The organism is Sphingomonas sp., from assembly GCF_031426035.1.
Lineage (GTDB): Bacteria > Pseudomonadota > Alphaproteobacteria > Sphingomonadales > Sphingomonadaceae > Sphingomicrobium.
In genome coordinates this window covers 1-12,628 of sequence record NZ_JANPKO010000135.1, presented here as the reverse complement: position 1 = coordinate 12,628, position 12,628 = coordinate 1, and the positions used below count along the sequence as shown (strand labels likewise).

Sequence of the window (12,628 nt, the reverse complement as noted above, 5' to 3'; positions counted from 1 at the left end):
CAGGAATATGAAGCGAAGATCAATTCGGGCGACCTGACGTCGATCGCCGAAGTGACCCGCGACCTGTTCCGCGCCGACGACCAGCCCGAGCAGAGCTATTCGGAGCGGCAGATCTTCGAAGCCGCCTCGTCGCGCCTGGCGCGCGAGCTGGCCGCGATGGAGCAGGTCGACGAGCCGACCGCGCTGGTCAAGATCCTCGAGATTCTGAACAAGGCCGCGGTGATCCACAACAAGGCCAAGGAAATCGCGTAATTCCGCGATAGCCTGACCCGCTGAACAATGAGGGGCGTGCCTGATCGGTGCGCCCCTTTTGTTTTGCCGCTTGCCTTGGCGCGATGTCTTGGTGTATTACTGCACTAACACGCAACAGGAGGCGGATCATGCGAACATTGGCGTTGGGAGTTGCCGCAGCGGCGGCGATGACGGCGGCGTGCGGCGAGGCGCGCAGCGAAAACGGCCCGCGCACCCAGCGCAGCTTCGCGGTCGGCGCGTTCGACCAGATCGAAGTTGCCGGGCCGTATGACGTCGACGTGCGCACCGGACCGGCACCCAGCGTGTCGGCCGACGGCAGCGAGCGCGATGTCGAGCGGATGGTGGTCAAGGTCGAGGGACGGACTCTCAAAATCTATCCCAGGAAGAACAAGGGCCTGAGCTTCGGCTGGTCCAACCGCGGGCCGGTGCGCGTCGCGGTGACGGTGCCGGGGCTGGCCAAGGCCGGGATCGCGGGATCGGGGTCGATCAAGGTCGACAAGGTCGGCGGCGACCGCTTCGAGGGCGAGGTCGCGGGCTCGGGCGACCTCAGGCTGGCCGCGGTGGCGGTCAACCAGCTCAAGGTCGGCATCGCCGGATCGGGCGAGTTCGCCGCCGCCGGGCGCGCCGCCGAGGCCGATTATGACATCGCCGGATCGGGCGACATCAACGCCGGCAAGCTGGTCGCCGAGCGGGCGCGGGTGTCGATCGCCGGGTCGGGCAATGTCGCCGCGCACGCCACCGCCACCGCGGCGGTGGACATCGCGGGATCGGGCAATGTGCGGATGACCGGCGGCGCCAAGTGCACGGTGAGCAAGGCCGGCTCGGGCAACGTCGACTGCTCGTAAAGGCGATCTTAACCATGCGCGCCGAAAGGTGGGCGCATGACATTTCGCCTTTGCTGCATCGCCCTTCCCGCCGCGCTTCTCGCCGCTGCCCCCGCCGCGGCGGCGGAGCGCAATTTCGGCGTGGCCGGCTACGAGCAAGTGCGCGTCGAGGGGCCGTTCCGGGTCACGCTGACCACCGGGGTGGCGCCGTTCGCGCGGGCCAGCGGCAGCACGGCCGCGCTCGACGCGGTGCTGATCGAAATGCGCGGGCGGACCCTGATCGTGAAGCTCAAGCGGACCGGCACGTGGGGCGGCTATCCCGGTGAATCGAGCAGCGCGGTGGATGTCGCGATCGGCACGCATGACCTGACCTCGGTGATTCTCAACGGGTCGGGCAGCTTGGCGATCGATCGCGCCAAGGGGCTGTCCTTCGAACTGACCGTGTTCGGCTCGGGCGCGGCGCGCATCGCCTCCGTCGCGGTCGACCAGTTGCGCGTGGGCATTGCGGGCAGCGGCAGCGCCAGCCTCGCCGGCACCGCGGGGAAGATCACCACGACCATCAACGGCGTTGGCGCGCTCGACGCCAGCGCGCTCGAGGCCAAGGATGCGGCGATTACCGCCCAAGGCAGTTCGACCGTGCGGCTGGCGGTCACCAACAGCGCCAAGATCGACGCCACCGGCACCAGCACCATCGAGCTCGGCGGGGCGCCGGCCTGCACCGTCAGGACGTCCGGGTCGGCGAGCGTCAGCGGCTGCCGCTGAGGCTCACACCAGTCCCATCGCCGCGAGCTTGCCGTAGAGGCGCGGGGGAAGCGCGCTGGTGCCGCTGTCGTCGCCATCCTCGCCCGGCGCATCGTCGTCGCTGAGGTAGCGCCAGCCCTGGTGGGCGCGTTTGGGCACCGCGGGGATCAATTCGAGATCGCCGGCGACGACGATGTCGATGCGGCCGTCCTTGCGGTCCTCAAACCGCAGGATGACCTGGCGCCCGACCAGGCGATGCTTGACGATCCAGTGGATGCAGCCGCCGACCAGCTCGTCCATCCGCTTGGGGCGCAGTTTGGTCGGCACCCGCATTTCGCCATTGTGCGTGCGCGCCGCGACGCGCTTCTCGAGCGCCTCGATGGTGCGGCAACCGACGGCAACCTTGGTCAGGTGAAGGGGCACGCGCCGCCTAAGGCACCAGCCCCGACGCGGTGGCAAGGCCGAGAAAGGCGAGGAAGCCCATCGAATCGGTGATCATGGTGACGAACACGCTCGACGCCACCGCGGGATCGGCGCCGGCGCGCTCGAGCAATAGCGGGACGGCGACCCCGGCGAACCCGGCGACGATGATGTTGATCAGCATCGCCGCTGCGATCACCACACCGAGCGCGCTGCTGCCGAGCACGATGGTGACGCCGAAGCCGATCAGCACCGCGATGGTCAGGCCGTTCAATAAAGCGACGCGGATTTCGCGGCCGACCGCGCGCCAGCGGTTGGAGCCGGTCAGCTGGTTGGTGGCGAGCGCGCGCACCGTCACCGCCAGCGTCTGCGTGCCGGCATTGCCGCCGACCCCGGCGACGATCGGCATCAACACGGCGAGGATGGCGAGGCGCTCGATCGAATGCTCGAACTGGCGGATGACGAAGGCGGCGACCAACGCGGTGAGCAGGTTGGCGATCAGCCAGCGGACGCGGGCGCGGTAGCTTTCGCCGACCGGCTCGTTGATGTCGCCTTCCTCGCCCGCGCCGGACAGCAGCAGGACGTCCTCGCTGGCTTCCTCCTGGATGATGTGGACGACGTCGTCGACGGTGATCATCCCGACCAGCCGCCCGGCGCCGTCGACCACCGCGGCCGAGATCAACGCGTATTTCTGGAAGCGCAGCGCGACTTCCTCCTGGTCCATGTCGACCGGGATCAGGGTCTGATCGCGCAACATCACGTCGGCGACCGGAGTCGAGCGCTTCTTGCGCAGGATGGTCGACAATTTGCAGGTGCCGACCGGGTGGTGGCTGGGGCCGACCACGAACACTTCCCAGAAGTCTTCCGCCAGCTCGTCGCCCGAGCGGAGGTAGTCGATGACCTGGCCGACGGTCCAATGCTCGGGCACCGCGATCAGGTCGCGCTGCATCAGGCGGCCGGCCGATTCGTCGGGGTAGGCGAGCGCTTCCTCGATCGCGGCGCGGTCGTCGGGCTCCATCGCGCGCAGCACCGCCTGCTGCTCGTCCTCTTCCAAATCTTCGAGAATCGCGACCGCGTCGTCGGTGTCCATCTGGCCGGCGAGGTCGGCGACCTGCTGCGGCTCGAGCGCGTCGAGCAAGGTCTCGCGGACGTGCTCGTTCATCTCCGCCAGCACGTCGGCATCGACGATCCCGGCGAGCGCCTTGACCAGCCCCTCGCGATCGTCGCGCGCGGCGAGCTCGATCAGATCGGCGACGTCGGCGGGGTGGAGCGGCTCGACCAAAGCGCGCGCAGTGGCATCGTCGCCGCTGTCCACGGCATCGAGCACGCGCTCGACGAAATCGGGCCGCAGCCGGTCCTCGTCGTCCATCACGTGATGGGTGTTGACCTCGGGGGCGGCGGCGCTGGTTTCGCTCATCTGCTGCCCTTTCGACCCGGTGGCGCTTCCCTATTGCCGCGCCTGCTCTGGCGCAAGCAGCCGGCCGTCCCTAAATGCGCGGGCTCACCCTCATTCCAACGGAGCCCAAGCCATGGCCGACGCCGACCGCCTGACCTTTTCTCTCTCGAGCGGCGGCGACGTCGTGATCAAGCTGCGCCCCGATCTCGCGCCGGGCCATGTCGAGCGGATCGCCACGCTGGCGCGCGAAGGATTCTACGACGGGGTCAAGTTCCACCGCGTGATCCCCGGCTTCATGGCGCAGGGCGGCGACCCGACGGGTACCGGCAGCGGCGGCTCCAAATTGCCCAATCTGAAGGCCGAGTTCTCGGGCGAGCCACATGTCCGCGGGACTTGCTCGATGGCGCGGACGTCGGACCCCGACAGCGCCAACAGCCAGTTCTTCATCTGCTTCGACGACGCCGGCTTCCTCGACCGCCAGTACACCGTGTGGGGCGAGGTCGAGAGCGGGATGGAGCATGTCGATGCGCTGCCCAAGGGCGAGCCGCCGCGCGAGCCGGGGACGATCGTAAAGGCGACCGTCGCCTAGTGACGCAACCGGTCGCCCTGGTCACCGGCGCCTCGGCCGGGCTCGGCGTCGAGTTCGCGCGGCAGCTGAGCGCGCGCGGGCATCGGCTGGTGCTGGCGGCGCGGCGCAGGGACCGGCTCGAGGCGCTGGCCAAGGAGCTCGGCAATGCGCGGGCGGTGGCGATCGACCTGGGCGAGCCGGGCGCGGCGGAGCGGCTGATCGCCGACATCGCGGGAGCCGGCGAGCATGTCGATGTGCTGGTCAACAATGCCGGGTTCGGATTGAAGGGCAAATTCGCAGAACTCGACGCCGTCCGGCAGCGGGCGATGATCGACTTGAACGTCGGCGCGCTGACCGATTTGTGCCGCGCGGTGGCGCCGGGGATGATCGCGCGCAAGGCGGGCGGTATCCTCAATGTCGCCTCGACCGCGGCGTTCCAGCCGGGGCCGAACATCGCGGTCTACTTCGCGACCAAGGCGTACGTGCTGTCGCTGAGCGAGGCGTTGCACGAGGAATTGAAGCCGCATGGCGTGCGCGTCACGGCTTTGTGCCCGGGGCCGACGCGGACCGAGTTCGGCGAGGTCGCCGGGATGGGCGCGGGCGGATCGTTCGACCGCTTGGCAATGGACGCCGCACCGGTGGTCCGCGCCGGACTCGATGGATTGGAGCGCAACCGGGCAATCGTGATAACCGGTGCGCTCAATAAAGTGGGCGCGTGGTCGACGCGGCTGTTCCCGCGTGCGGTCGTGCGCAAGATCGCCGGCGCGATCAAATATTGATGCGAAGGAGCATTTGAGTGGGCGACTCAGAAACCGCGGCGCGCAAGGTCCAGGTCGCCAACCTGTCGCCGGCCGACGCCGGAAGCGGGTTCGCGCGGCTGCCGCTGCGGTTGATGCAGGCGCTCGGGCTCAATGACGGCGACGTGATCGAGATCGTCGGCAAGCGCACCACTACCGCGCGCGCGCTGCGCCCCTACGACGAGGATGACGGGCTCGATATCGTCCGCCTCGACGGCCTCCAGCGCGCCAATGCCGAAGCGGGCTCGGGCGATTTTGTCGAGATCCGCAAGGCGACCTCCAAACCGGCGACGCGGGTGGTGTTCGCACCGGCCCAGGGCAATGTCCGGCTGCAGGGCTCGGCCGACGCGTTGAAGCGCAGCTTCGCGCGGCGCCCGCTGACCGAGGGCGATGTGGTCGCCACCACCGGCCACCAGCGGATCGACGCCAACCTGCCGGAGGAGGTCCGCGCGATGCTGCGGGCGCCGGCGTTCGCGCTGCAGGAAGTGCGGCTGGCGGTGGTGTCGACCGTTCCCAAGGGGATCGTCCACATCGACGGCAAGACCACGGTCGAATTGCTGCCGGAGTTTGCCGAGAAAGACGGCGAGCGGCGCGCCGATGTCACCTACGACGATTTGGGCGGGATGAAGGACACCATCGACGCGCTGCGCGAAATGGTTGAGCTGCCGTTGCGCCATCCCGAGCTGTTCCAGCGATTGGGCGTCGACCCGCCCAAGGGGGTGTTGCTGCACGGGCCGCCGGGCACCGGCAAGACGCGATTGGCGCGCGCGGTGGCGAATGAAAGCGCGGCGAGCTTCTTCCACATCGCGGGGCCCGAGATCATGGGGTCGGCGTACGGGGAGAGCGAAAAGAGACTGCGCGAACTATTTGAAAAGGCCGCGGCGGCGGCGCCTTCGATCATCTTTATCGACGAGATCGACTCGATCGCGCCCAAACGCGGGCAGGTCTCGGGCGAGGCGGAAAAACGGCTGGTTGCGCAACTGCTTACGCTGATGGACGGGATCGAACCGAGGCAGAATCTGGTGGTCATCGCGGCCACCAACCGGCCCGAAGCGCTGGACGAGGCGCTGCGCCGGCCGGGGCGCTTCGACCGCGAGATCGTGGTCGGCGTGCCCGACCAGGGCGGGCGGCGCGAAATCCTCGGCATCCACACCCGCGGCATGCCGCTCGGCCCCGATGTCGACCTCGATGAGCTGGCGCGGCGCACCTACGGCTTCGTCGGCGCCGACCTCGCCGCGCTGACCCGCGAGGCCGCGCTCGAATCGGTGCGGCGAATCATGCCGCGCATCAACCTCGCGGAGGAGGCCATCCCGGCCGACATCCTCGACGCGCTGGCGGTCGACCTCGCCGACTTCACCAATGCGCTCAAGCGCGTCCAGCCGTCGGCGATGCGCGAGGTGATGGTCGAGGCGCCCAACGTCGGATGGGACGACATCGGCGGGCTCGACGAAGCGCGCGACAAATTGCGCGAGGGCGTCGAGCTGCCGTTGAAACACCCCGAGGCATTCCGCCGGCTCGGCATCCGCCCTGCCCGCGGGTTCCTGCTGTACGGCCCGCCGGGCACCGGCAAGACGCTGCTGGCCAAGGCGGTGGCGCGCGAGAGCGAAGCCAATTTCATCGCCACCAAATCATCCGACCTGTTGTCGAAATGGTATGGCGAGAGCGAGCAGCAGATCACGCGACTGTTCGCCCGCGCGCGCCAGGTCGCGCCGACGGTAATTTTCTTCGACGAGCTCGACAGCCTGGTTCCCGCGCGCGGCGGGGGCCTCGGCGAGCCGCAGGTCACCGAGCGCGTGGTCAACACGATCTTGGCGGAGATGGACGGGCTCGAGGAGATGCAGAACGTGGTGGTGATCGGCGCCACCAACCGGCCCAATCTGATCGACCCCGCGCTGCTCCGCCCGGGGCGGTTCGACGAACTGATCTATGTCGGCACGCCCGACACCGCCGGCCGGCGGCGGATTCTGGCGATCCATACCGCCGGCATGCCGCTGGCCGACGACGTCGACCTCGAATCGCTGGCCCAGCGCAGCGAGCGTTTTACCGGCGCCGACCTCGAGGATCTGGTGCGGCGAGCGGGGCTGAACGCGCTGCGGAGGGGCCTCGACGAGGGCAAGGTGACCAAGGCCGATTTCGAGGCCGCGCTGGGCGAAACGCGCGCGTCGGTGACGCCCGAGATGCTCGAGGAATATGAGCGCATCAAGCTGACCCTGAAGAGCGACGCGGTGCGCCCCAACGGCGGGATCGGGTTCGTGCTGCCGGGGATGCTGCGGCCGCGCGGGCCCAAGCCGGACGAGCCCGCCTAAAGCGCCTTGCGCGCCCACAGGATGAGGCCGACCAGCACCAGCGCGCCGACCGCGAACGGCAGGTTGGGATCGACCGCATAGAGCAGCATGCCGGCGCCCGGCGCGGCGACGAAGCTGATGCCGTTGGCGGCGGTGATCACCCCGGCGACGCTACCCTGCTCGGCCAGCGGCACGGCGAGCGATGCGCCGCCGGTGAAGCCGGGGCGGGTCAGGCCGAAGCCGATCGAGGCCAGAGCGAAACCGATCGTGATGCCGTAGAGATCGTCGGCGAGCATGGTCGCGACGAGCCCCGCGGCGGCGATCGATGCACCCCACAGGATGAGCGCGCGCGGGCCGATGTTGAGGCGCGGGATGAGGCCCCATTGCGCGGCGAGCGTGGCCGAGGCGCCGGCCATCATGACGATCGCGATCGGCTGCTCCGAGCCGCGCGGGGCGATGCCGAGGCGGTCGATGACGAAGAAGCCGATCGAGGTCAGGGTCGCGGCTTGGGCGTGGCCGGCGGCGACCCCGGCGATGATCCAGCTGCGGATCCGCGAGTCGTGCCATTTAAGCCGCGTGCGCCGCGGCGCGGTGGCGGCGATCACGCTCGCGCCGGTCACCGCCGAGGCCATCGACGGATAGCTCATCGCCGCGCCGCGCCCGCTGCGCCGCGCGAAGCGGTCGTTGGGGAGCCACCACAGCACCGCGGCGAACACGCCGATGGCGATCGCGGCGAACGCAAACAGCGGGCCCGCGAGGCCGAGGATGGGGAGCACGAACAGCGGCGCCAGCGCGGGACCGACGATGGTGCCGAGGCCGAACGACGAGGACAGAGCCGAGAGCGCGGCGACGCGCCCGCTGCGGCGGGTGCGCGAGGCGAGATAGGCCTGGGTCGCCGACGGCGTGGCGCAACCAAGCGAGCCGTAGATGCCGCGCGCGACGGCGAACAGGACGAAGGTCAGCACCCCGCCGATCCACCCCTCGAGCCCGGCGTGGAGGATCATCCCGCAGATCAGCATCGAGACGATGAACCCGCCGATCCCCATCAGGGTCAGCAGCTTGCGCCCGTGGCGGTCGCTCTTTTCCGCCCAGTACGGCGCCAGCAGCACCCACAGCACCGCCGACCAGGTGTAGGCGATGGCGACCCAGAAATCGGCGATGCCGATCTCGCGCCCGATCGCCGGCATCACCGATTGCAGCGCGGTGTTGCCCGCCGCCGCGACCAGCATCGCGGCATACAGCAAGAGGAAATGCGGCGTGGTCAGCGCGGTGGTTCCGACACCGCGTTTGGGGGTGATCGCCAGCACTGGCGCGCTTTAGGCGAGCCCGAACGCGAGCGAAAGGCGTTGATGCGCGACGAGCCGACCTTGCCAATTCACGGCGCATTTGCCAACGCTTCGCGCTTCCTTTTCCCCAGGTGCCCTCAATGCCGACTTCGACCGCCCGAACCCTCAAGGGCCCACGCCGCTTTGTGCGCCGTTCCGCGCACCGCGTGCCGAGCCCGCGCTGGCAGTTCTTGCGCGGCTTTTTGAAGAACCCGGTGATGGTCGGCTCGATCATCCCGTCGAGCGACAAACTGATCGACAAGATGCTCGGCCCGGTCGACTGGGACAACACCAAGCTGTTCGTCGAATATGGGCCGGGGGTGGGCACCTTCACCCGCCCGATCCTCGACCGGCTCGGCCCCGACGCGACGCTGATCGCGATCGACACCAACGCCGAGTTTGTGTCCTATTTGAAGAAAGACATCGACGACCCCCGGTTAGTCGCGGTCGCCGGATCGGCCGCCGAGGTCGAGAAGATCGTCGCCGACCGCGGCTTCGACCATGCCGATTACGTGCTGTCGGGCCTGCCCTTTTCGACCCTGCCGCCGGGCGTCGGCGCGGCGATCGGCAAGGCGACGTCGCGCGTGATCCGCCCCGGCGGCGCGTTCCTGGTCTATCAGTTCAGCCCCAAGGTGCTCGACTTCATCAAGCCGTGGTTCCAGCGCATCGACCGCGGTTTCGAGTGGATCAATGTGCCCCCGGCGACTTTGTTCTGGGCGTGGCGCGAAGAGGCCGCGGAGTAGATCTTCCCTCGCTTTCGCCGGCGGAGGTGGCGGCCCGTCAGGGCTGACGGGGGCCCCTCCACCACGCTGCGCGCGGTCCCCCTCCCCCGCTAATGCGAGGGGGGATTAAAGTTCGGCTCCCAAGTTGAAGCGGCGGGCCATGGTGTAGTCCATCGACGTCACCAGCCAGTGCGACACGCGCCATTTGAGCCGCCGCAACGGGCTCGCGCGGCTTTTGTGGAGTTCGGGCGTGATGGCGAGCGAATCGGCGAGTTCGCGCTCGAAATAGGTGCGCATCTTGTTGGCGAAGCCGGCGTGGTCGATGCGCAGCATGATCTCGCAATTGATGTACAGGCTGCGAAAGTCGAAATTGGCCGAGCCGATGTAGGTGACGTCGCCCGCGATCGCGAGCTTGGTGTGGAGCTTGGTCGGCTGATACTCGTACATCTCGACCTTGCTGCGTAGCAGCCGGCTGTAGGTGTCGCGGGCGGCGCCGATGGTTGCTTGGTTGTCGGACTTGGCGGCGGTGATGATGCGCACGCCGCTGTTGCGCCCGAGGTGGCCGAGCCGGCGCAGCATGGCGCGTGGCGGCGAAAAATAGGCCGCGATCATGTCCAGCCGGCAGCCGTCGCAGATCTCGCGCACGATGCTTGCCGGCCACGGGTTGCGCAGGCTGAGCGGACCGCTGAACTTCCATTGCAGGTCGCCGCGAAAATCGCTGTGCCGGCGGACCAGCCGCTTGAGCGAGCGCAGCTTGGCGCCCTTGCGCGTGGTCCAGCGATAGACCGCGTCGAAATATTTTGAGGCGGGCGGCACCGCGTCGCCGTCGAGCGCGAGGAGCAGGTCGCGCCAGAACGGCGGGCCCTCGCCGAGCAGGTAGCTGTCCTGGATGTTGGCGCCGCCGATCAATGCGCGGCGGTCGTCGGCGATGACCAGTTTCTGGTGGTTGCGGAGCAGATAGCGGCGGCCGTAGCGCGGGTGGAAGCGGCAGAATTGCCCGCCGGCGTCGCTGATCGGCTGGAAGAACTCGACCGGCGTCCCGGCCGAGCCGAAGCCGTCGAGCAGCAGTTTGACCTCGACCCCGCGGCCGATCGCGGCAAGCAGCGCGTCGCGCACCGCGGTGCCGCTGTGGTCGTTGCTGAACATGTAGAACAGCATGCGTAGGCTGGCCTGGGCGCCGGCGATGAGGTCGAGGATCGCCTGGAGGCGGTCGGGACCGTGCTCGATCAGGGTCAGGCTGGTGCCGGCGACCCGGGCGGCGATGGGGTCGGCGGCCGCGAGGCGCGGCCAGATCGGCTGGGTGACCATGACGCGCCTGCTGTGGCGGTGGCGCGGGCGCGGCGCAAGCACTGCGTCGGCGGCGGCGCTTTCCTTGACTTTGCGGGCGCCGCCGACCATATCGCGGCCTCTCCATTCACCCCTATCCAGCAGCGGAGCGGCCCATGGCGCGCGTTACGGTCGAAGATTGCGTTGACAAGGTTTCCAACCGGTTCGACCTCATCCTGATGGCGGCGCAGCGTGCCCGCCAGGTGTCCGGCGGCGCCGACCTGACGATCGAGCGCGACCGCGACAAGAACCCGGTCGTCGCGTTGCGCGAAATCGCCGAGGAGACGGTCCGCCCGCGCGATCTCGAGGAGGCGATCATCGGCAATCTGCAGAAGGTCCGTGTCGACGAGGAAGACGCCACCGACGAGCTGGCGAGCCTGAGCGAATCGGCCGAGGCGCTGCGCCTGACCGCCGCCGCGCCGCCGCGCCCGACCCCGTCGGGCGGCGATTACGAGTAAGCGCCGGCGCAAATAGTGAATGAGGAAGGGGCGGCTTTCGGGCCGCCCTTTTCGTGTCAGGCGGCGGCGCTTGCTTTGGCGTGGCCTTTGCCGACCGCGCCGCGCTCGACCCACATCAGTTCCTCGAGGCCGAGGGTGCGGCCGTCCTCGGCCTGCACCGCGATGCGGCGGATCGGGCGGCCGTCGCGGCGGTCGGCGAGCACGATGTCCATGCTGCCGTGGCCCCAATCCTCGCCCCATTGGCGCAGCGCGAGCACCACCGGGAGCAGGGCCTCGCCCTTGGGGCTGAGGGCGTAGATGATCTTGCGGCGGTCGGCGGGATCGGCCGAGCGCTCGAGGATGCCGCCGGCGACCATCTTGCCGAGGCGGTCCGAGAGGATGTTGCGGGCGATGCCGAGGCCGGCCTGAAACTCCTCGAAATGGGCGAGGCCGTTGAGCGCGCCGCGCAGGATCAGGAACGCCCAGCGCTCGCCGATCAGTTCGATCGCCTCGGGCAACGGGCATTTCAACGCCGCCGCCTTGAACGCGTCGATTCGGCCTACCGACTCACTCACTGTCCGCGCACTCCCGTCTCCCCGCGGCCAACAAGCACATTTGTCGGAAAAAAGACAGTTGCGCTTTGAAACCTTGTTACGCTACTAAGTTTCTATCTGAAACGCAAAATCGGAGACCACCGATGACCCGCACTCTCGCTACCCTGCTCGCCGCGACCCTCCTCGCGGGCCCGGCCGCGGCCTCCACTTTCTCCGCCAAGCCGTTCGCGCCGGCGTCTGACAGCCGCATCATCGCGCGCGATATCACCTGGCGCTGCGGCCCTGACGCCTGTCAGGGCGCGACCGAGGAAAGCCGCCCGGCGGTGCTGTGCCAGGGCCTTGCCAAGCGCGTCGGCAGGCTCGCCAGCTTCACCGCCGACGGCCGCGCGTTCAGCGCCGCCGAGCTGGCCAAGTGCAACGCCGCGGCGCCGCAGGGCGACACGCCGCAACTGGCGCAGCAGCGCTAAGCGGTCCGCGCGGCCGTCCGGCGCCTCCCTCCCGGACGGCCGCGCAAACGCCTTTCGCACTTGCAACATGCGCCAAGGACGCCCCATCTAGAGACGTGCTGCGCCAATATGAGCTGGTGGAGAAAGTCCGCGCCTACGACCCCGACGCCGACGAGGGTCTGATCAACCGCGCCTACGTGTTCTCGATGAAGGCCCACGGCGCCCAGGTGCGCGCCTCGGGCGACCCCTATTTCAGCCACCCGATCGAGGTCGCCGGGATCCTCACCGACCTGAAGCTCGACGACCAGACGATCGCCACCGCGTTCCTCCACGACACCATCGAAGACACGCTGGCGACGCCCGAAGAGATCGAGCGACTGTTCGGCAAGGACGTCGCGCGGCTGGTCGACGGGGTGACCAAGCTAAGCAAAATCGAGGCGCAGTCGGAGAATGAGCGCGCCGCGGAAAACCTGCGCAAGTTCCTGCTCGCGCTGAGCGACGACATCCGCGTCCTGCTGGTCAAGCTCGCCGACCG

14 protein-coding genes and 1 pseudogene are annotated in these 12,628 nt (G+C 68.8%); 10 read left to right on the top strand and 5 right to left on the bottom strand.

The window, feature by feature from the left end; genetic code table 11:
* The 3 genes and pseudogenes from RMP08_RS09820 to RMP08_RS09810 form a co-directional block, all read left to right on the top strand.
* Window positions 1–252 (top strand): annotated as a pseudogene (locus RMP08_RS09820) (CarD family transcriptional regulator); the annotation flags it as partial.
* Between the two features lie 128 nt (window positions 253–380).
* Window positions 381–1,097, top strand: coding sequence for a head GIN domain-containing protein (locus RMP08_RS09815; RefSeq protein ID WP_310468816.1), 717 nt, complete (start codon window positions 381–383; stop codon window positions 1,095–1,097).
* A gap of 36 nt (window positions 1,098–1,133) precedes the next feature.
* The gene (locus RMP08_RS09810) at window positions 1,134–1,838 is read left to right on the top strand and encodes a GIN domain-containing protein (protein ID WP_310468815.1); all 705 of its coding nucleotides are present in this window, start codon (window positions 1,134–1,136) and stop codon (window positions 1,836–1,838) included.
* A 3-nt stretch (window positions 1,839–1,841) separates the two neighbouring features.
* Here RMP08_RS09810 and RMP08_RS09805 read toward each other — a convergent pair whose 3' ends face one another.
* Both RMP08_RS09805 and mgtE read right to left on the bottom strand, forming a co-directional pair.
* Window positions 1,842–2,240 (bottom strand): DUF1489 family protein, encoded by a 399-nt coding sequence (locus RMP08_RS09805; RefSeq protein WP_310468814.1) that lies wholly within the window; start codon window positions 2,238–2,240, stop codon window positions 1,842–1,844.
* Between the two features lie 7 nt (window positions 2,241–2,247).
* Window positions 2,248–3,654, bottom strand: a complete 1,407-nt coding sequence (gene mgtE, locus RMP08_RS09800) for a magnesium transporter (protein ID WP_310468813.1) — start codon at window positions 3,652–3,654, stop codon at window positions 2,248–2,250.
* Between the two features lie 112 nt (window positions 3,655–3,766).
* Here mgtE and RMP08_RS09795 point away from each other — a divergent pair, with 112 nt between their 5' ends.
* The 3 genes from RMP08_RS09795 to RMP08_RS09785 are packed head-to-tail and all read left to right on the top strand — an operon-like array spanning window position 3,767 to window position 7,304.
* Entirely contained in the window at window positions 3,767–4,222 is a 456-nt protein-coding gene (locus RMP08_RS09795; protein ID WP_310468812.1) for a peptidylprolyl isomerase, read from the top strand.
* Window positions 4,222–4,980: an SDR family oxidoreductase gene (locus tag RMP08_RS09790; protein ID WP_310468811.1), complete on the top strand. Its 759-nt coding sequence runs from the start codon at window positions 4,222–4,224 to the stop codon at window positions 4,978–4,980. The genes RMP08_RS09795 and RMP08_RS09790 overlap by 1 nt, the downstream gene beginning before the upstream one ends.
* Window positions 4,981–4,997: 17 nt before the next feature.
* The gene (locus tag RMP08_RS09785; protein WP_310468810.1) at window positions 4,998–7,304 is read left to right on the top strand and encodes a CDC48 family AAA ATPase; all 2,307 of its coding nucleotides are present in this window, start codon (window positions 4,998–5,000) and stop codon (window positions 7,302–7,304) included.
* Here RMP08_RS09785 and RMP08_RS09780 read toward each other — a convergent pair.
* Window positions 7,301–8,590, bottom strand: a complete 1,290-nt coding sequence (locus RMP08_RS09780) for an MFS transporter (RefSeq protein ID WP_310468809.1) — start codon at window positions 8,588–8,590, stop codon at window positions 7,301–7,303. The two genes, RMP08_RS09785 and RMP08_RS09780, sit on opposite strands and share 4 nt — an antisense overlap.
* A 119-nt stretch (window positions 8,591–8,709) precedes the next feature.
* Here RMP08_RS09780 and RMP08_RS09775 point away from each other — a divergent pair, with 119 nt between their 5' ends.
* The gene (locus RMP08_RS09775; protein WP_310468808.1) at window positions 8,710–9,351 is read left to right on the top strand and encodes a methyltransferase domain-containing protein; all 642 of its coding nucleotides are present in this window, start codon (window positions 8,710–8,712) and stop codon (window positions 9,349–9,351) included.
* Between the two features lie 105 nt (window positions 9,352–9,456).
* On the opposite strand, the gene RMP08_RS09770 is transcribed toward RMP08_RS09775, so the two are convergent.
* Complete coding sequence (locus tag RMP08_RS09770) at window positions 9,457–10,728, bottom strand: phosphatidylserine/phosphatidylglycerophosphate/cardiolipin synthase family protein (RefSeq protein WP_310468807.1); 1,272 nt, start codon at window positions 10,726–10,728, stop codon at window positions 9,457–9,459.
* A gap of 44 nt (window positions 10,729–10,772) precedes the next feature.
* Between RMP08_RS09770 and rpoZ the strand changes: the two genes are divergently transcribed.
* Window positions 10,773–11,114 carry a DNA-directed RNA polymerase subunit omega gene (rpoZ, locus tag RMP08_RS09765; RefSeq protein WP_310468806.1) on the top strand — a complete coding sequence of 114 codons (342 nt, stop codon included), beginning with the start codon at window positions 10,773–10,775 and terminating at the stop codon, window positions 11,112–11,114.
* Window positions 11,115–11,170: 56 nt separating this feature from the next.
* Here the strand turns inward: rpoZ and RMP08_RS09760 are convergent, their stop codons facing one another.
* The gene (locus RMP08_RS09760) at window positions 11,171–11,668 is read right to left on the bottom strand and encodes a helix-turn-helix domain-containing protein (protein WP_310468805.1); all 498 of its coding nucleotides are present in this window, start codon (window positions 11,666–11,668) and stop codon (window positions 11,171–11,173) included.
* Window positions 11,669–11,790: 122 nt separating this feature from the next.
* Here RMP08_RS09760 and RMP08_RS09755 point away from each other — a divergent pair, with 122 nt between their 5' ends.
* Both RMP08_RS09755 and RMP08_RS09750 read left to right on the top strand, forming a co-directional pair.
* Window positions 11,791–12,114, top strand: coding sequence for a CC_3452 family protein (locus RMP08_RS09755; protein ID WP_310468804.1), 324 nt, complete (start codon window positions 11,791–11,793; stop codon window positions 12,112–12,114).
* 95 nt (window positions 12,115–12,209) lie between these two features.
* On the top strand, window positions 12,210–12,628 hold a 419-nt coding region (locus RMP08_RS09750), incomplete at its 3' end, for an HD domain-containing protein (RefSeq protein ID WP_310468803.1).